Source organism: Pandoraea sp. ISTKB, assembly GCF_001721285.1.
GTDB lineage: Bacteria > Pseudomonadota > Gammaproteobacteria > Burkholderiales > Burkholderiaceae > Pandoraea > Pandoraea capi.
The window spans coordinates 20099-39723 of record NZ_MAOS01000046.1; the positions used below are offsets into that span (position 1 = coordinate 20099).

Annotated in this window: 12 protein-coding genes; 9 read left to right on the forward strand and 3 right to left on the reverse strand. The window is 63.5% G+C overall.

All coding sequences use genetic code 11. The features are described 5' to 3' along the window. The first annotated feature begins 192 nt into the window (after window positions 1-192). Complete coding sequence (locus A9762_RS17960; RefSeq protein WP_069343380.1) at window positions 193-582, forward strand: hypothetical protein; 390 nt, start codon at window positions 193-195, stop codon at window positions 580-582. Window positions 583-600: 18 nt separating this feature from the next. On the opposite strand, the gene A9762_RS17965 is transcribed toward A9762_RS17960, so the two are convergent. Continuing rightward, window positions 601-2235, reverse strand: a complete 1635-nt coding sequence (locus tag A9762_RS17965; protein ID WP_371443112.1) for a DHA2 family efflux MFS transporter permease subunit — start codon at window positions 2233-2235, stop codon at window positions 601-603. Window positions 2236-2304: 69 nt separating this feature from the next. After that, window positions 2305-2805 carry a MarR family winged helix-turn-helix transcriptional regulator gene (locus A9762_RS17970; RefSeq protein ID WP_069343382.1) on the reverse strand — a complete coding sequence of 167 codons (501 nt, stop codon included), beginning with the start codon at window positions 2803-2805 and terminating at the stop codon, window positions 2305-2307. Window positions 2806-3216: 411 nt separating this feature from the next. On the opposite strand from A9762_RS17970, the gene A9762_RS17975 reads away from it, so the two are divergent. From A9762_RS17975 to A9762_RS18010, 8 genes are all read left to right on the forward strand, one after another. Then, window positions 3217-4116 (forward strand): hypothetical protein, encoded by a 900-nt coding sequence (locus A9762_RS17975; RefSeq protein WP_069343383.1) that lies wholly within the window; start codon window positions 3217-3219, stop codon window positions 4114-4116. Between the two features lie 218 nt (window positions 4117-4334). Further along, window positions 4335-7352 (forward strand): bifunctional diguanylate cyclase/phosphodiesterase, encoded by a 3018-nt coding sequence (locus A9762_RS17980; RefSeq protein ID WP_069343384.1) that lies wholly within the window; start codon window positions 4335-4337, stop codon window positions 7350-7352. A gap of 482 nt (window positions 7353-7834) precedes the next feature. Further along, on the forward strand, window positions 7835-8845 hold the full coding sequence (locus tag A9762_RS17985; protein ID WP_069343385.1) for a hypothetical protein: 1011 nt from the start codon (window positions 7835-7837) through the stop codon (window positions 8843-8845). Window positions 8846-8954: 109 nt separating this feature from the next. Next, window positions 8955-12992: a DNA translocase FtsK gene (locus tag A9762_RS17990; protein ID WP_069343386.1), complete on the forward strand. Its 4038-nt coding sequence runs from the start codon at window positions 8955-8957 to the stop codon at window positions 12990-12992. Between the two features lie 405 nt (window positions 12993-13397). After that, window positions 13398-14612, forward strand: a complete 1215-nt coding sequence (locus A9762_RS17995) for an ABC transporter substrate-binding protein (RefSeq protein ID WP_069343387.1) — start codon at window positions 13398-13400, stop codon at window positions 14610-14612. 222 nt (window positions 14613-14834) lie between these two features. Continuing rightward, window positions 14835-15713: a branched-chain amino acid ABC transporter permease gene (locus tag A9762_RS18000; protein ID WP_069343388.1), complete on the forward strand. Its 879-nt coding sequence runs from the start codon at window positions 14835-14837 to the stop codon at window positions 15711-15713. 2 nt (window positions 15714-15715) lie between these two features. Beyond that, entirely contained in the window at window positions 15716-17704 is a 1989-nt protein-coding gene (locus A9762_RS18005; RefSeq protein WP_240493615.1) for an ATP-binding cassette domain-containing protein, read from the forward strand. A 36-nt stretch (window positions 17705-17740) separates the two neighbouring features. Further along, the gene (locus A9762_RS18010; RefSeq protein WP_069343389.1) at window positions 17741-18463 is read left to right on the forward strand and encodes an ABC transporter ATP-binding protein; all 723 of its coding nucleotides are present in this window, start codon (window positions 17741-17743) and stop codon (window positions 18461-18463) included. Between the two features lie 102 nt (window positions 18464-18565). Here A9762_RS18010 and A9762_RS18015 read toward each other — a convergent pair whose 3' ends face one another. Further along, complete coding sequence (locus A9762_RS18015; RefSeq protein WP_069343390.1) at window positions 18566-19552, reverse strand: MDR family oxidoreductase; 987 nt, start codon at window positions 19550-19552, stop codon at window positions 18566-18568. Between the last annotated feature and the right edge of the window lie 73 nt (window positions 19553-19625).

The window sequence follows — 19625 nt, forward strand, 5'->3', positions numbered from 1 at the left end:
TGTTTTTTGGTGAGTTGTAATAAGTTGTTACGGGCTTCTAGATTTTCTAAGGAAAGTATTTCGAATTCCGGTCTTATTTTATTTTTAATTCGAATTCAGCAGCGGCGCGGGTCTCGGGAGGTTCCGGTCTGGCGGACGTTCCGGGCGTCCTGTAGAGTGTGATTTTTCGTCGATTCCGAAGCGCTATATTCAATGCCTTCTACTATTCGCAATTCGCTTGTCTGGGTTTTCGATGCTTTTGAACACGATGAGTCGTATTTGCGCAAACGAATGTTCGGGGCTGAAGCGGCTTATGTGAATGGCCGGCAATGTCTCGCGGTCATCGACCGGGATGCGCCGTGGGATGGTCTGCTGGTTTGCACGTCGCATGAGCATCACGCGTCGCTGATGGCGGAAATGCCGGTGTTGCGCCCGCACCCGGTGCTGGGGAAGTGGCTCTACATGCCGCAGTCCGAGGACACGTTCGAGGCCGTTGCGTCGCGCCTCACGGCTTTGGTGCTTGCAGGCGATCCCCGTATCGGCATCGAACCGAAACCCCGCAAGCCACGCAAGGCGGCTAACGAGCGGGTGCGCAGGGGATAGCGCCCGCTCGTTAGCAGTTCAGTCGGCGGCGATATGCACCATTTCTTCGGACTCGTCGGCCTGACCTGGCGCCTTTTTCTTCATCCGGATGAAGAGCAGTAGCGGCATGACGACGACCGTGAGCAGGAGCATTAGCCGGAAGTCGTCCAGATACGCAATCATTGCTGCCTGACGGGTGACCTCCGCATTGAGCGCGGCCATGGCTGCTGCGCCATACGTCTGCACGTAGCTCTGGACCCCTTGCGAGAACGGTGTGATGTGCTCGGAGAGCACGGCATGATTCACCTGTGTGTTCTGGGTGAGCAGCGTCTGCACGACCGAAATACCGATACTGCTGCCGATGTTGCGCGACAGGCTGTAGATTGCCGCGCCATCGGCACGGAACTGCCCCGGCAGCGTGGCGAACGTCACCGTCGTGAGCGGTACGAACACGAAGCCCAGCCCGAAGCCCTGAATCACCCCCGGCCAGACGATGTCCGACGGACTCAGCGTCAGCGAGTAGCCGGCCATCAGATACAACGAATAGGCGGTCAGCGCGAAGCCGAAGCCCAACAGATACCGCACGTCGACCTTGCCGACGAGCCGCCCGACGATCAGCATCGCCGCCATGGTCCCTGCACCCGAGGGCGCGGTGACCAGGCCGGTGAGAATGGCGGGGTAGCCGAACAGGCTTTGCAGCATGGGCGGGAGCAGGGCGCGCGTGGCGTAGAGAATGATGCCGACCACGAAGATGTAGACGACGCCCGTGTTGAAGTTCCGGTCACGCAGCAGTGCGCGGTTAAAGAAGGAATGCTCGCCGGCCGTCCATGTGTGAACCACGAAATACGCGAAGCAGATGATGGCACCGAGCATCTCCAGCCAGATTTCCGTCGAGTTGAGCCAGTCCTGCTGCTCGCCCCGGTCCAGCAGGAGTTGCAACAGCCCGATGGCCAGACTCAGGGTGACGAAGCCCAGCGCGTCGAATTTGCCCGCTTTTTGCTCAGGCGGCTCTCGCAGGTAGGCAGCAATCCCCAGGAAGGCGATCAGTCCGATGGGCAGGTTGATGTAGAAGACCCAGCGCCAGTTATAGCTGTCCGTGAGCCATCCCCCGAGCGACGGCCCGAGAATCGGCCCGACCATCACGCCCATGCCGAACACCGCCATGGCCGAGCCGTGCTTGCTCGGCGGATTGATGTCGAGCATGGTCGCTTGCGAGAGGGGCACGAGTGCGGCGCCGCAAATGCCCTGAAACAGACGTGCCGCCACGATTTCGGTGAGCGATTGCGCCATGCCGCACAGGGCGGACGCAATGGTGAAGCCCGCCACCGACCAAAGGAAGACGCGGCGTCGGCCGAAGCGCGCGCAAAGCGTACCGGTAAGCGGGGTGGCGATGGCGGCGGCCACGATGTAGGACGTCAGCACCCACGTGATCGAGTCCTGCGACGCGGACAAACTGCCCTGCATGTGAGGCAGCGCAACGTTGGCGATGGTGCTGTCGAGTGTCTGTAACACCGTTGCCAGCATGACGGATACGCTGACGAGCGCCCGGTGTTTGCCCGGATCGTCAGCCTTAGCGGGGGATGCCACGGTATTTCCTCTGGTAGCTCGTCGAGCGCGTGGTGTGCTTCGCGCGCCGTTGTCGTGCGGTCCGATGGCCTGTCGCCTCGTCCGCATTTCTTATGGGGTTGCCGCCGGTGACCGGCGTCTTTTGTCTCCTGCCTCGTTGTTCGTCCTTATTCGTCTTTACTCCGATTCGGTCTCCCTGGCGACGTCATCCCTCAGTTTTGCGGGAGCGGGGCATTCGGCTTCGGCGCGTGTGAGGCTGGTCAGAACCTTGCCCAGCAGGCGCGAGAGTTCGACGCGCTCGGCCGGCGTGAGGTCGGCCAACGCTTCACGCTCGGTCACGTTGGCGAATGCCACGATGGTGTCGATCTTGGCCTCGGAGGCATCCGTCAGATAGAGCAGATGGGCGCGCTTGTCGTGCGGATCGCGTTCGCGTCGCACCAATCCCTTTTCCCGCAGGCGATCCAGCAGCCGCACGAGTGCCATCGGCGTGAGTTCCATGCGTTCGGCAAGTTCGGCCTGTGTCTGCACGCCGTAGCGATGCAGCATCACCAGCACGCGGCATTGCGCCCGTGTCAGGTCGAAGTTGCCCCGGGCGCGCCGGTCGAACAGCCGCGAATGTACGCGTGCCACATCGTGAACCAGCGTGCCGAACCGGGAGGACCAATCGATTTTCGGCATGTCGTCGTCAGGGCTGGCGGGGCGAGACGCGTCGCTCGTCCCTTCGTCGCGACATCCCGTCAGTTAGTGAAATTAGTAAACACGTTTATCATTTTGCCAGAGTCTTTCTTAGGACGGCAACTGTCTCAAATAGGTGACAGCTGATCTCAGGGGAAAGGCGGCGTAAGCGGGTGGCGGGGAATTCCCGGATCGTTAGCAAACCGTTTCATACGGTGCGACGGGGCTTCCAGGGCCATTGGCGCCGGGGCGGGACGGGGCGGCGTCGAGGTTCCGCAAGGAATGTGAAAAACCTAAAGAAAATAAGCACTTGACACTTCGCTCAAGCGGATCAAGAAAGGAATTGTGCGATGCAGTGGCGCCTTCGCCCATGCACGGCACCAGCCCTTTCATTGACCTTAAGGAGTGTCAATCATGTTTGATCTTGCACAAGCCTCGGATGTCCTCTCGATCACCAATGCCGACCGGCCGACCGGCAGTCTCCATCGGACGCCGTCGCCTGTCGCCGTCCGTCCGCCGGTGTCTGCGATGTCCGATACCGTGGCATTGCGTGAAGAGCGTTTGCCTTTTGTCGTCTCCATTGCGAGCGACGAGGCGTCGCTGCGCGATGCCGTGGCGATGCGTCAGGCGGCTTATGGCCGTCATCTGCCCGAACTCGCTGCCACATTGAGCGATCCGGAATCCAGCGACCGTGAACCGGGGGCCATCGTGCTCATGGCACGTGCGCGGCTCGACGGTGCGGTGCTTGGCACGATGCGTATCCAGACCAATCGGTATCACGCGCTGCATCTCGAGGATTCCGCACCGCTGCCCGACTGGCTGGATAGCGCGGCGCTCGCGGAAGCGACGCGTCTGGGCGTGGTGGCCGGGCCTGTCGGTCGGGTCGTCAAGACGGCGCTTTTCAAGGCCTTCTATCAGTATTGCCTGCTCTCGGGCATCGACTGGATGGTGATTACCGCGCGCCCGCCGCTGCATCGGCAGTACGAAGCGCTGATGTTTACCGACGTGTTCCCGTCTCAGGAACTGATCCCGATGGCACACGTCGGCGGTATCGGGCATCGCGTACTGGCGCTCGACGTGGCACAGGCACGCACGCGCTGGCAGGCGGCGGGGCATCCGTTGTTTGCTTACATGTGCCTCACGCACCATCCCGACTTGCGTCTCGGCATGCCGGGTGAGCAGGGGGTGACGGATAGTCGGTACGAAGTCAAGCCGGCACCGGTCGAAGCCAGTGTTGGCGCGCATTTGCGGGATTTATCTTTTGGTGCCGACGAGGTACGATGCGTAGCAGCAGGCTACAGCCTGGCGGTGTAATGCCGTTAAGCGAATTAACGTTATCCCGTCGTATGCCGGAGGTGTTTCAGGCAGCGACGGCGGTAACGGGTTTTACGGGCAAGAGACACCTGCCCGTGCAGGCCGGAACATCGGCGGCACGGGACAGGGCCGGCCCGGCCGGGGAGGCGAGCTTTCGGGCACGCCTCGTTCGGGATTCACCGCGGGGGCGACTAACGAGATAAGGGCACAAAAGTCATATGGCGGGGGAACTCGGCAACGAGCGTGACGATCACGGCCGTAATACGAACGATTTCTCCGATGAGTTGAGCGAGCTCACCGGCGCGCGGCGCCGTTGGCGTATTACCGCACGACTCGACGAGCTCTTTCGAAGCATTTCCCTGTACGCCGTGCCCGCAGCGATCATGCTGCTCTCGGGCATCGTGCTCATGTTTCAGGAAAGTCAGTACGCGGTGCGTGGTGCAACGCCGGTGTCGTTTCAGGCACAAGGCGATTTGCCTGCCACCTTCAATCCGCCGATGGCGCAAGGCGCGCTGGAGCGCGTCGCGCCGGTTCAGCAATTCAGCACCCATCTGTCAGAAGCGCCGGTGTGGTTTCGCTTCACGGTACCGCCTGTCGGCGACCAGGAGCGCACCGTCATCGAGTTTCCCTCCCGTCACGCGCAAACGCTCGCCTGCTGGCGCAGTCCCGACAGTCCCGCCATCGGCCGTGCCGATCGAAGCGGGGTGAGCGGGGCGGTGCGGATGTCTAAAGCAGGCTTCGCCATCGACCTCGGCCATCTCGTCGAACCGGTGACGCTGCTCTGTCAGGGAACGTTTTCCGGTCCGGCGCACCTGTCGCTCGTGGCCTGGCCTGCGCCCGAGTTGCGCATCTCCGAGAAAGAGTTCCATCGCAGCAACGGCTTGCTGGAAGGCGGTTTGCTCACGCTGTCGGCGTTCGTGCTGGTCACCGCCATCATCAACAAGGAATGGCTGTATGTGTTGTTCGCCGCCTGGCTGATCGGTAACCTGCGCCTGGCGGCAAACTCGCTGGGCGCGGATACGCAGTGGCTGGAGCGTGCCATCCCGATGGACTGGGACGCGCTGGTGCGCAAGGCGACGTTCGCGATCTACTACGTACTCACCTATTCGCTGTTCACGCAGTTGTTCAAGCGGGAACTGCGCCGGATCGGTTTGCGCTGGATGGTGATGGTGCTGCAATGGGCCGGTGTGGTGCTGTGCTGCGCGGCCATTGCCTTGCCCTACGCGCATTTCATTCCGGTGCTGTGGGCCGTTGCGGCGCTGGGCATTGCGATCGTACTGGTGTTGCTGGCGCGCATTCTGGTGCTCACGCGCTCGCGGGTCGCGGTCTGGTACAGCGCGTCGCTCGCCATTGTGCTGTTCGCCACCTTTTCCGAAGTGATCGCCGCCGCGTTCAACGCCCGCGCGTTGTCGTCGGCGCTCAATAGCGTGACGGCGGCGCTCTTCTCGAGCCTGATGGCGGCGCTGGCCATTGCCGAGCAGATGCGCATGGAGCATCAGGGCAAGCTCGAAGCCCAGACCGAACTGCGCAATGCGTACGACGTCACGCCGGTGGGGCTCTTCACGCTCAACGATCAGGGGGTGTTCGTGCGGGGGAATGCCGCGCTGCACACCATGCTGGGTATTCCCAGCACCGAAGGGCGCACTTTCCGCTGGGACCAGTTCTTCGGTCAGAGCACCTGGCGCATGTTGCTCGATGTAGCTCAGCACAGCGATGAGTCGGAACTTGAAATCCTTTCGCTGCCGCGCGACGACGGCCGCGTGAGCCGCTATCTCGTCAAGGCGATCTTCTCCGACGGGCGTATCGAGGGCTCGTTGCAGGACATCACGGAGCGTGCCCGCACGATGGAGCAGTTGCGCTATCTGGCGGAGAACGATCCGCTGACCGGGGTTTCGAACCGGCGCGGTATCGAGAAATCGCTCGGCGAAGCCATCCGGACGCTGTCGGACGCGCGTCCTGCGGCGCTGGCGTATCTGGATCTGGACCGCTTCAAGCTAGTCAACGATCTGTTCGGCCACGCGGCCGGCGACGAGGTTCTGCGCCAGGCCTGCGACCGGATGCGCGCGCGGCTGTCGACGGAGCAAAGCGTGGGCCGCACCGGTGGCGACGAGTTTATCGTGGTATTCCGCGATGCCACCATCAAGGAGGCCGCCGCCGTGGCGCGTCGGCTGGTCGACGCGATTGCGGGCGAGCCTTATCAGATCGGAGACCGGGCGTTTCAGGTGCGGGCGTCGGCTGGGGTCATCGAACTGACGACCGACATGCGTGTGCCGGACGCCATTTCGTCGGCGGACCGCGCCTGCCGTGAAGCCAAGAAGAGCCGACGCGAACTGGTCGTCTACGAACGCGGCGCGGCAGCCTTCCGTGAGCGGCTGGCAGAGCTGCGTCTGATCGACGCCCTCGACGCCGGCCTCACGCCCAATACGTTGTTCCTCGAAATGCAGCCGATCATGGAGATGGCGTCGCCGGGAGAGTCGCTGAATTTCGAGGTGCTGCTGCGTATGCGCGATTCGGACGGCAATATCGTTCCTGCCTCGCGCATCATCAGTGCCGCCGAGGAGAATGGCACCATCGGCATGATCGATAAATGGGTGCTGACGAACACGCTGGCGTGGATCGATGCGCATCGCGAGCAGCTTCCCAAGACGCGGTTCGTGTGTGTGAATCTCTCCGGTGCGTCGCTCAACGACGAACACTTCGTGCGTGACATCTTCGCCACGCTGGCCGCGCATGAGCGCTCGGTCGGGTTGCTGTGCATCGAGATCACCGAGACGGTGGCATTGCACGATCTCGACAATACGCGCCGCTTCGTCGATCGCATTCATCAGTTGGGCGGACGCATTGCGCTCGACGATTTCGGGGCGGGCTTCAGTTCGTTCTCGTATCTCAAGGATCTCGCGGTCGACGCCATCAAGATCGACGGTGCGTTCGTCAAGAGCATGGCTGCACACCCGGCCAATCTGGCGATCGTCGAGGCCATCGTCGCGCTGGCCAAGAATCTGGGGATTCGCAGCGTCGCGGAGTGGGTGGAAGATGCCTCGACCCTCGAAGCGCTGTCGGAACTCGGTGTCGACTATGTACAGGGGTTCTTGATTGCGCGTCCGCAGACCCCGGAAGCCATTCTCGCCGCCGACTCGGCAGCGAGCTTCGTGCGCGACCCGCAATTGAGTGCGTTGCTCGTCGAACTCGGGCAATCGTTCTATCCACGCCCGAGCGGCAGCACGGCGCTGCACTGATCTTCTGTGCCTGCACAGGTCGTGGTGGTACGAAAACGACCTGTCGCAATGCGCTCCATCGGCGTACGAATCGCCGTCTATCCCTGAGCATTGTCTGCATTTCCCGCAATGCTTTATTTCTCGCCAGATTTCCTTTCATCCCCTGTTAGACGGTGTGTGACGGCCGGAAAACCCGCATGAACAGGGGATTCCGGTGTCAAGCCCCGCGATCCTGGACTGCGAAGGAAGGTAACCTGACGTAAGATTTCCAACTGGAATAAATCTTGTCCCGGGCAAAGTCCGGGTGGCAGAATTTATCCATCGATGTGATGGAGCAAGGTCTCCATGCCTTCGTGAGCGGCACTGCGGGCAGGGGGGAGCGCAGAGGCGAACGGTTCACGCAGGATCGGCAATCGACCGACACGCGATTCGTAACGGGGTTAGGGCCGTCCATCCACAAGGTGAGAGCGGCGCAACCGGAACACCTAACCAAAACAACGACAATGCTTTCGACGATCCTCAAACTCGTTTACCGCCATAGCCATTCGGCGAAGTGGCGGCACAACGAACGACTCTGGCCGCACGCGCGTATCGAGCGCGATGCGATGGGGGCCATTGAACGATTCACGTGGCGCGGGCGCCACGTACCGCTTGCGCGCCGCGCTGAGCTGCAACGCCTGCGACGTCTGCCTTGCCATATCATCGCCAGCGGCCCCTCGATCGCGGAGATCGATTACGACGCGCTGCCGATGCACCACGTCATGGGTGTGAACGGGGCGATTGCGCTCACCGACTTCGCGCCGGTCAAATTCAACTACTACTGCATTCTCGATGCCGGCTTCGTGCGCCAGCGTCCGGATCTGGCGCGCCGTATCGTGGCGCGCGATCTGGTGTTGTTCGTCACGCCCGTGGTGCTCGCCCGTCTGTTAGAGATGTTCCCGATGTCGGCTTTCGGCTGCCGCTTCTATCTGGTCGACGATATTTTCAAGCGTGGCTTCGAAGCGGCGCGCACGACCGCAACGTTGCGGGCCGATGCGCAGGTGTCGGCGAGCGCGTCGTTCGTGGGCGACGAGAGTGCACTGGGCTTTAGCTTTGACATCGACAACGGCTTTTTCCACGGCGGCACAGTGGCGTATTTCGCGCTGCAAGTGGCGACATGGCTGGGCTTTACCGAGATGTACCTGCATGGCCTCGATCTGCGCGATGCATCGCACACGCCGCGTTTTTACGAGACGATGCAGACCCGTGCGCCCACGCGTCTGGACGCCGAGTTCGCGGACCTGATCGAACCGTCGTTCCGTCACGCCTCGGAAGTGTTGCGTGCCCGTGGCGTGCGCGTCGAGAATCTCTCGCAAACGAGCGCGCTGGGCGAGGACATCTTCGCAAAGGTCGACTGGCGCTCGTTGCGTCGTCGCAACCTGAGTCTGGTGGTGCCGGACGAAGCGCTGCCGGTCGCGGCGGTGGAGCGTGTCGCGCCGACGCTTCGTCCCACCGGAACCCACGGTCACGCCTGAGTGGCCGTATCCGGCATGCCGACGCGTAAAAGTCGGGGCCGGAGGCCCGCCGGACGGTGACCTACCTGCTACAATCGCTCTCCGGGTTTTCCTGAAGCAATGAGCGATTATGGGGTTTGGCTGGTTCGGACTGTCGACGTTTTGGTTGCTGGCGTTGTGCTGGCCTGGCGTACGGGGTCTGCTTGGCGGTGAGATAAGAATCTTCGGCCCCGGCACGCTCCGTATGCTGCTTGGCGTTCCGCTCGCGATGGTGTCGAGCGCCATGCTGGCCGCACTCACCGGTGGCGACGGCAATACGGCCGGCGGCAGCGTCGGCCAATCGCTCTCCCACGGCCTGCACGTGGCGCTCGGCGGTACGCTCGCCATGGGCGTCGCGGGTGCCGTGCTCCTCTTTTCCCTTCCGCTTGTCTTCGGCACCACCTGGTGGGGCATGTTCTCGCGTGGCCCATCTGCTGATGACGAAGACGATTCGCCTTCCTTCGAGCCGAGAGATTCGCGCGCCGATACCGGCCGCCGCGAACCGGCGCGTGGTCTTTCGCAAATGTCGTTCGATACGACGGAGCGGACCGAGCGAGCGGAGCGTGGCGGCTATACGCCGACGCTCGGACAAGGGCATCACAACGTCGGTAGTCTGATCGAAGAACCTGTACCGCGCCGTCGCGGGCTGGCCGCGCAGCCGCGCTGGAAGCTGTCCGACGAGGAGCGCGCGCGCCTGGACGCGATGCAACCGCCGCCGCTGACCACGCGTGGGGCGCCGCGCGCCGAGCCGTCGTTTGGCAGCGGTGCGACGACGCGTCCTGCAGGGAAGGGGGCGTCGGTCGGGCGAGGTGGCGTGGCTGCGGCTGCGACGCTTGCGTCCGCCGGTGCGGCTGGAAGTGCAGCAGTAGGTTCAGCAGGAGGTTCAGTAGGAAGCGCCGCAGCGGGCACTCGTCCTGTGCTGCCTCGCGGCGCCTATGCCTCCGGTTCGAGTCGTGGCGAAGCGCTACGCATGACCGAGTTTGTCCGTGCTGAGCCGGGATTGCCGCCGCGTGAATCGCGCGCCGCGTTGCCGACGGCATTCTCGTCTGCCGGTGCGATGACGGCTCGCCCGGCGACGTCTGCTCCGGAAACGATGGCGGCGTCGATGCCTTCGAAGATGTCCGGTACCGCGAACACGTCGGCTTCGACCGACCCGCTGCATTCCACATCGATTCCGGGGACGGATGGGCATCGCCGCCCCGTGGGCATGGCGCCTGCGCATTTGCGCGGCACCATCGTCCATAGTCCGTTCCGCACGCCGCAGTTGGGTCTGGAAAACATTCCGCCGCGTGGGGCGCCGCCCATTGCGCCGCGTGCAACGGCGTTCAGCACGCCGGGCGCGGCTTCCGATATCGACGCGCCGACGATTTCCGCCCCGGCATCGACGTCACTGAACGCACCGATCACTGGCACTGCGCCGGCGGTGTCGCCTGCGGCGGTCCCACGTCCCGCGGTGACGCCTGCCATGCGGGGGGCGGCCTCCTGGTCGGCGGCCGATGCCGCCACGCCGTTGTCGTCGGACGTCTCCGAGTTTTCTCCCATCGACTGGTCGGTGAACGATACCGTGCATGTGCATGAGGAAGTCGCGGCGGAAGGCCCGACGCCCGAAATGCTCGCGCAGCAGGAGGCGGCGCGAGTTGCCGAGCAGGCGCGTGTTGATGCGCTGGCCGCATTGCGCAGTGAAGCCGAGGCACTCCTTCGTGATCTGCGGGAGTGGAGCGGTGCGGGCTCGGCGGCGGGTGTTAGTGCGCCGACGTCTGAGCCGCAACCCACCGCGTCGTCTGTGCCGTTGGCTTCGCCGATACACTCGGTATCTTCGTTCGCGTCCGTTGACGCGCCAGTGGTCAGCGATGAGGCGCATTCGACTGCTGCACCGCAAGCGCTTGCCCCCGCCGACGTCTCGGCTGAGCCGATAGCGCAGACGCCGCTGGTCGCACCGCGTGTGCCGTCCGCACCGCTCGCACCCGCCGAGGTGCTCAATTTGCCGCCGACGGTTCTGTTGCCGAAGGTCGCTGTTGCCGTGCCGACAACGCCTGTCGTCGCTACGACGCCGCCTCGCCGTTTCCTTTTCGCCGACGTGCTGGCGAGTGTCGAGGCATACGACCCGCCTGTCCAATCTGAGGCCCCGAAGATCGAACGACCGGTCGTCGAGGCGGTGACGGCAGCCAATGTGTCAGATCCGGTGGCAGATGCGGTGACAACTACGGTGCCGGCGCAAGCGCCATTCGACACGGTGGAAGCCACGCCGCCGTTCGACGTATCGGAGGTGCCTGAAGCGCCTGAAGCGCCCGATGTCGCAGATATTGCCGATGTCGCCAACCTCACAAGCGAGCCCGCTCAATTGTCGTCGTCCGACGTTGACGACGATATCGAGCCCGCGTTGAAACCGCATTACGTTTTGCGCGCCGATGGCACGTGGGCGCGCGCCGACGGCATGCCGCTCTCGCACGACGAGCCGACACCGCAAACACCCTACACAGCGCCACTGTCCGCGCCTGCGGTGCCGACGCCGACGGCCCCCGCCATCCCGTCGTTTGCCAGCGCCGCACCGCTGCCGTCTTTCGGCATGTCGACATCGGAAGTCTCGCCGACGGCCAAATTCGCGGCGGATACGCCCTACGAATTGCCGCCGCCGCGCGTGATCATCGACTACGATTTGCCGTCGGTGGATCTGCTCTCGCCGGCGACGCAGCAGGATCATGCCAACGTCGTGTCCGACGAAGCGCTCGCTGCGGTGAGTCAGCTCATCGAGCAGCGGCTGGCCGAATTCAAGGTGCCGGTGACGGTCGTCGGCGCGTCGGCAGGGCCGGTGATCACGCGTTTCGAGGTCGAGCCGGCCGTTGGCGTGCGTGGCGCGCAGGTTGTCGGCCTGATGAAGGATCTGGCGCGCGCGTTGGGGGTCACATCGATCCGCGTCGTCGAGACGATCCCGGGCAAGACCTGCATGGGGCTGGAATTGCCCAATGCGCAGCGTCAGATGATCCGTCTGTCCGAAATCCTGACGGCGCCGGTATTCGATGCGCACCGCTCGCGACTGGCGCTGGCGATGGGCAAGGACATCACCGGCGAGCCGATCGTTGCGGATCTGGCTCGCGCGCCGCACTTGCTGGTCGCCGGTACGACTGGTTCGGGCAAGTCGGTGGCGGTGAACGCCATGATCCTGTCGCTGCTTTACAAGGCGACGCCGGACGACGTGCGCCTCATCATGATCGATCCGAAGATGCTCGAACTGTCCGTCTATGGCGGCATTCCGCATCTGCTCGCACCGGTCGTGACCGACATGAAGCAGGCCGCACACGCACTGAACTGGTGCGTCGGTGAGATGGAAAAGCGTTACCGCCTGATGTCCGCGCTCGGCGTGCGCAATCTGGCCGGTTACAACGAGAAAATCGACGCGGCGCGTGCGGCGGGCGAGAAGGTGAGCAACCCGTTCTCGCTCACCCCGGACGCGCCGGAGCCGCTGGACCGCCTGCCGTTCATCGTCGTGGTGATCGACGAGTTGGCCGATCTCATGATGGTGGCCGGCAAGAAGATCGAAGAACTGATTGCACGTCTCGCACAGAAGGCCCGTGCCGCGGGTATTCACCTGATTCTGGCCACGCAGCGTCCGTCCGTCGACGTCATCACCGGTCTCATCAAGGCGAACATTCCCACCCGCGTCGCGTTTCAGGTGTCGTCCAAAATCGACTCGCGCACGATTCTCGACCAGATGGGCGCGGAGTCGCTGCTGGGGCAGGGTGACATGCTGTTCCTGCCGCCGGGCACCGGGTATCCGCAGCGCGTGCACGGGGCTTTCGTGGCCGACGACGAGGTGCATCGTGTCGTGCAGCACTGGCAGCAGTACGGCGAACCGGACTACGACGAGGCCATTCTCGCGGGCGATCCTTCGGATGCCGCGACGGCCGATCTGTTCGGCGATTCTGCCGGCGACGCCGAAGCAGATCCGCTGTACGACGAGGCCGCTGCATTCGTGTTGAACTCGCGACGCGCGTCGATTTCCGCCGTGCAACGGCAATTGCGCATCGGTTACAACCGTGCCGCACGTCTCATCGAGCAGATGGAAGCGGCCGGACTCGTCACGCCGATGGGGCGAAACGGCACCCGCGAGGTCGTCGCGCCGGGCGAATAATCGCTTTCGCTTACAACTCCCTTACGACCCGTCGATCGAGTCGAACTCTTTGGCACTCCGTGCCGTTCTCCGGACACGCGCCGTACAAGGGCGCGTGCCCTCAAACTCCTTGGAAACCCGCGCCAATAGGTGCTAACGGGGCGCAAACCCGCGTCCCCGTAGGGGTATTCCCGCCTTTGCGGGCGAAACTCAGCGATCACATAATCGGCGCGCTAGGTTGGTCGTTCGAAGCGTGCTTGACGGTATCGCCCTGACACGAATTACAAGGACCGGGGCGGTGCGAGGGGGGGCAACACCCGTGAATCGCGCATCCACGGCAGGGCCTGCGACACCAAGGAAAGTCGCAGCAGAAAACCGCAGCAGAAAAGCGTCATATCGAAACGCATCGCACCGAAGGAGACCTTTATGCAATTCCGATTCAAGCTCATGGCCGGCGCTGTCGCGTTCGCCTTGTCCGCCTCGATGGCCATTGCGGCCGACCCGATCAAGATCGGCGTGTCGGGCCCGTTCACCGGCGGCTCGTCGTCGATGGGCGTATCCATGCGTGACGGCGTGCGTCTGGCCGCTGCGGAAATCAACAAGTCGGGCGGCGTGCTCGGCCGTCAGATCCAGTTGGTCGAGCGCGACGAAGAAGCCAAGAACGAGCGCGGCGTGCAGGTCGCGCAGGAACTGATCAACAAGGAAAAGGTGGTGGCCACCGTCGGTTACATCAACACCGGTGTGGCGCTCGCTTCGCAGCGTTTTTATCAGGATGCCAAAATTCCGGTGTTCAACAACGTGGCGACGGGCACGGTGATTACCGACCAGTTCAAGCCGCCTCAGTACCCGGACAACTACGTCTTCCGCAACTCGGCCAAGGACAGCATCCAGGCGCCGATGATCGTGGAAGAAGCCATCACGCGTCGCGGTTTCAAGAAACCTGCGATTCTGGCCGACTCGACCAACTACGGTCAGCTCGGACGTGAAGATCTGGAAAAAGCGCTCAAAGCCAAGGGCATTACGCCGGTCGCCGTCGAGAAGTTCAACATTAAGGACGTCGACATGACGGCCCAGTTGCTCAAGGCCAAGCAGGCCGGCGCCGACGTGATCCTCACGTACGGCATCGGACCGGAACTGGCGCAGATCGCCAACGGCATGGCCAAGATCGGCTGGAAGGTGCCGCTCGTCGGTAGCTGGACGCTCGCCATGGCGAACTACATCGACAACTCGGGAGCGAACGGCGAAGGCGCACGTATGCCGCAGACGTTCATTCAGGAACCGAATACGCCGAAGCGCAAGGCCTTCATCGACGGCTATCTGGCCATGTTCAAGCCGAAGAACAACCGCATCGATTCGGCGGTCTCGGCAGCGCAAGGCTACGACTCGATCTACCTGCTGGCGGCTGCGATCAAGCAGGCAGGCAGCACGGACGGCCCGAAGGTGCGTGCAGCGCTCGAAGACCTGAAGGCGCCGGTGGAAGGCGTGGTCACGACCTACGATCGTCCGTTCACGCATGACGATCACGACGCCATCACCGCCAACATTCCGGTGTTCGGTGAAGTGAAGGGCGGCCGTGTCGTGTACGCCTACGACACCGATCTGAAGGCGGGCAGCAAGGTCCGCGAAAAAGCGGCGAAATAAGTCGCATCCCCTCCCGGCGCTGCATCTTGCAGCCATGACGGGTGAACGACGGCGCGCGTCGCCTTCGCTCCGGGCCCCTGACAAGGGGGTGTCGGGACGGGGCTCGCGCGCTGTCTTCACACCACCGTTGCCCGCCGCCGGCACTCGGGACCGGCGTGCGGCGCACGCATCGAATGCCTCCCGAGCATCGCTCGTAGGCTCGCACTCGCGAGAGAGGACCGCATGACCATCCTGATTCAACTCATCTACAGCGGTATCGCGCTGGGGATGATCTACGCCGTGATCGCCTTCGGTTACCAACTGACGTTCGCGACGTCCGGCACCCTGAACTTTGGCCAGGGCGAAGCGCTGATGCTTGGCGCACTGGTCGGCCTGACGCTGGTCGACACCCTCGGTCTGAATTATTGGCTGATGATTCCCATCGTCTGCCTGTTCGGCCTTGTCCAAGGCGCACTCGTCGAGCGCATCGGCGTGAAACCTGCGTTACGCATCAAGTCGGAATTTGGCTGGATCATGTCCACCATTGCGCTGGGCATCATCTTCAAGAACGTCGCGGAAAACGTGTGGGGTCGCGATGACCTCAAGTTTCCGTCGCCGTTGCCCGAGGCGCCGATCAGCCTGCTGGGCGCGAACGTGCTGCCGATGGAACTGCTCGTCGTCGTGGGCGCATTGCTCATGATGGCCGCCGTGGAGTTCTTCAACCGGCGTTCGATCTACGGCAAGGCCGTGGTCGCGACCGCGAACGACCGCGACGCCGCAGGACTCATGGGCATCAACACCAGTCTGGTGATTACGTTCTCGTACGCGTTGTCGTCGATGGCCGCCGCCTTTGCGGGCGTGCTCGTGGCGCCGCTCACGCTCACGGGTGCCACGATGGGCGCCGTGCTCGGCCTGAAGGCATTCGCCGTGGCGATCATCGGCGGTCTTTCGAGCGGTATGGGCGTGCTCGTGGGCGGTGTGATCCTCGGTGTCGCCGAGACCACGACTGCGTTCTACATCTCGACCGGCTACAAAGACGTGCCGGGTCTCGTTTTGCTGCTGCTCGTGCTGGTCGTGAAGCCGGCAGGCCTGTTCGGCAAGACCGCCATCAAGAAGGTGTAACCATGACCGCACAGACCTCCTCTGCACGTGGGGCCGGCGATCTCGGCGGCCTGCGCGTCACGACGAAGCTTGCCGCCGTGCTCGGCATCGTCGCGCTGTTCGGCTTTCCTCTCGCCGTCGGCAATCCGTATTACATCCACATGATCGAGACGATCATGATCTACGCGATCCTGCTCTTCGGGCTGGATATCGTCGTGGGTTACACGGGGCAGGTGTCGCTCGGCCACGCTGGCCTGTTCGGCATCGGCGCCTATGTCGCGGGTGTGTTTTTCGCCAAGCTCGGCCTCTCGCTCTGGCTGGCGCTCCCGGCCGCCATTCTGGTGACGGCTGCCTTCGGTGCAGTGCTGGCGTTGCCCGCGCTGCGCGTGATCGGCCCGTATCTGGCGATGGTCACGCTGGCGTTCGGCACCATCATCCAGATTCTCATCAACGAGATGGATTTTCTGACGTCCGGGCCGTTGGGCATCAAGCTCACGAAGCCGGTCATCGGTGGTCATCCGATCGATGAGACCGAGTACTACTGGATCGTGGCCGTGCTGCTGTTGCTGAGCATGCTCGTTGCCCACCGCATTCTGAAGTCGCACCTCGGCCGCGCGTTCGAAGCCTTGCGCGATTCGCCGGTGGCGTCGGACTGTATGGGCGTTTCGGTGTATCGCTACAAGGTGTATGCGTTCGTGATCAGCGCAGGGTTCGCGGGACTCGCGGGCAGCCTCTATGCTTACTCGGAGCAGTACATCTCGCCGAACACGTACAACTTCGAGCTCACGATTCTGTTCCTGCTCGCCGTGATCATGGGCGGACGCAAGACACGCAGCGGCTCGTTGCTGGGCGCGGCGATCATCGTGTTGCTGCCGCAGTTGCTCGACGACATCAACATCTTCCGTATCGTGGCCTCGCTGATTGCCGTGGTCACGACCATCGCGGCTGTCACGGCGGTGGCGCGCGCACGGACCACGCTCGCAAAAGCGGCAGTGCCCGTCATCGGCACGGTCGCACTCGCCGGGGTGACCTGGTGGCGCGACAGCATCACCGACTGGCGTCTGACGATCTTCGGTCTGATGATCCTTTTCGTCGTGTACTACCTGCCGGACGGCATCATCGGCTTTCTGCGCTCGCGCGTGCTGAACCGTCGCCGCGCGCATACGGTCTCGGCCACGCAAGTGGATGAATCGGCCGCCGGTAGCAGCGATCCGGTGCTGGCTGCCGCCGCTGCGGGGCCGGACGAGTTGCTCAAGGTGCGTCAGTTGCTGATGCAGTTCGACGGCCTGAAGGCGCTCAATCAGGTGAATCTGACGGTCAAGCGTGGCACGATTCACGGCCTGATCGGCCCGAACGGTTCGGGCAAGAGCACGATGATGAACGTGCTCACCGGCATCTATGTGCCGACCGCCGGCACGATCGAGTTCGCCGGACAGTCGCTGGCCGGGCGTACGTCGTCCGACATTGCGCTCTCGGGCGTGGCGCGAACGTTCCAGAACGTGCAGCTCTTTGGGGAAATGACGGCGCTGGAGAACGTGTTGGTCGGTTTGCATCACACGTTCGGCTCGACGCTGTTCGACGTCTCCCTGCGTCTGCCGCGATACAAGCGTGAAGAAGACGGCGCGCGCGCCCGTGCGATGCGACTGCTGGAATTCGTGGGGCTGGCGTCGCTCGCCGACGAGGAGGCGCGCAACCTGCCGTACGGCAAGCAGCGTCTGCTCGAAATTGCCCGCGCGCTGGCGCTCGATCCGCGTCTGTTGCTGCTCGACGAGCCGGCTGCCGGTCTCACGGCACCGGACATTCGCGAACTGCTCGCCATCATCCGCAAGATTCGCGATCACGGCATTACGGTGATTCTGATCGAGCACCACATGGACGTGGTGATGAGCACCTGCCAGACGGTGTCGGTGCTGGACTTCGGGCAGAAGATTGCCGAAGGCCTGCCCGCGCAGATTCAGGCCGACGAAAAGGTGATCGAGGCGTATCTGGGCGGTTCATCGACCACGCACTGACGCCACACGACGGACAGACGAACCAACGGAACCCCTATGCTTTCCATTCGTAATCTGCAAGCCGGCTACGGCAAGGTGCAGGTGCTGCACGGCATCGATATCGACGTGCCGGGCGGTCAGGTCGTCACGCTCATCGGCTCGAACGGTGCGGGCAAGACGACCACCATGCGTGCCGTGTCCGGCATGATCAAGCCGACCTCCGGTGAAATCACGCTCGGCGAAAAGCGCATCGACGGGCTCGATTCGCATCGCATCGCGAAACTGGGTCTGGCGCATTCGCCGGAAGGACGCCGCGTGTTCGCCACCATGTCGGTGACGGACAATCTGCGTCTGGGCGCGTTTCCTCGTCTGACGGGGAGCCGCCCACGCGGCGATGTGGCAGCCGATCTGGACCGCGCGATGGACCTGTTTCCGCGCCTGAAGGAGCGGCGCAACCAGTTGGCCGGCACGCTCTCCGGCGGCGAGCAGCAAATGCTGGCGATGGCGCGTGCAGTCATGCTGCGTCCTGACATCGTGCTGCTCGACGAGCCGTCGATGGGGCTGGCGCCGATTCTGGTCGACGAGGTTTTCCGCATCATCAGCAACCTGAAGGCCGAAGGCGTCACGATGCTGCTCGTTGAGCAGTTCGCCGCTGCGGCGCTGGCGGTGGCCGACTATGGCTACGTGCTTGAGAACGGCAGCATTTCCGTGCACGGTCCGGCGGAAAGCCTGCGTAACGACGACAAGGTGCGTGCGGCGTATCTGGGCGGCAGTCACTGAGATCCTGCGCGATCTCTGTGAGTGTCCGATGAAGCACAAAGGGCAGCCATTCGGCTGCCCTTTGTGCTTTCGTGGCGCGTTCGCCGAGTGACAGGTGACGCGTCAGCGGTTCACATCCACCACGACGCGCCCATGAATCTCGCCTCTCACGATGCGCTGGCCGATACCGATGGCATCTGTCAGGCCCACATCGTGCGAGATGCCTCCGAGCTTCTGCGGTTCCAGATCGCGCGCGAGCCGCTGCCAGGCTTCCTCACGCAATTCGCGCGGCGCCATTACGCTATCGATGCCGTGCAACGTCACGCCGCGCAGAATGAACGGCGCCATGTTCGCCGGAAAGTCCATGCCCTGGGCGAGACCGCAGGCCGTTGCCACGCCGCCGTATCGCAACTGCGCAATCGCATTGACGAGCGTGTGCGAGCCGACCGAATCGACGACCGCTGCCCAACGTTCCTTTTGCAGCGGCTTGCCCGGGGCCGACAACAGGCTGCGGTCGATGATCTCCGCCGCACCCAGCGCTTCCAGATACTCCGCCTCATGCAGCTTGCCCGTTGACGCCACCACGCGATAACCGAGCGAACTGAGCAACCCGATGGCCACCGAGCCGACGCCGCCAGAGGCGCCGGTGACGAGCACGTCGCCATGGTGCGGCATCACGCCGCTGCGCTCCAGTGCCATCACCGAGAGCATGGCGGTGTAACCGGCGGTGCCGATGATCATGGCGTCGCGCGGCGAGAAACGTTCCGGCAGGCGCACGAGCCAGTCGCCGCGCAGGCGCGCTTTCTGGGCGAGGCACCCCCAGTGAGTCTCGCCGACACCGTAACCGTTGAGCACTACGCGGTCGCCCTTGCGCCACGCGGGGTGAGACGATTCGAGCACGGTGCCCGCGCCGTCGATACCGGCGACCATCGGCCACGAGCGCACGACCGGGACCTTGCCGGTGATGGCGAGGCCGTCCTTGTAATTGATGGTGGAGTAGTCGACGGCGACGAGAACATCGCCGTCGGCGGGCAGTGCATCGTCCGGCAATTCGGTCACGGCGGCGTGCGTGGCGCCGTCGGACTGCGTCAACAAGATGGCCTTGAACATGCCTTGAAGTCTCCGAAGCGGATGGGGCGACGGGGGCAGACGTCATTCGCTGCCCCGGTCATGGCAAGCGCGA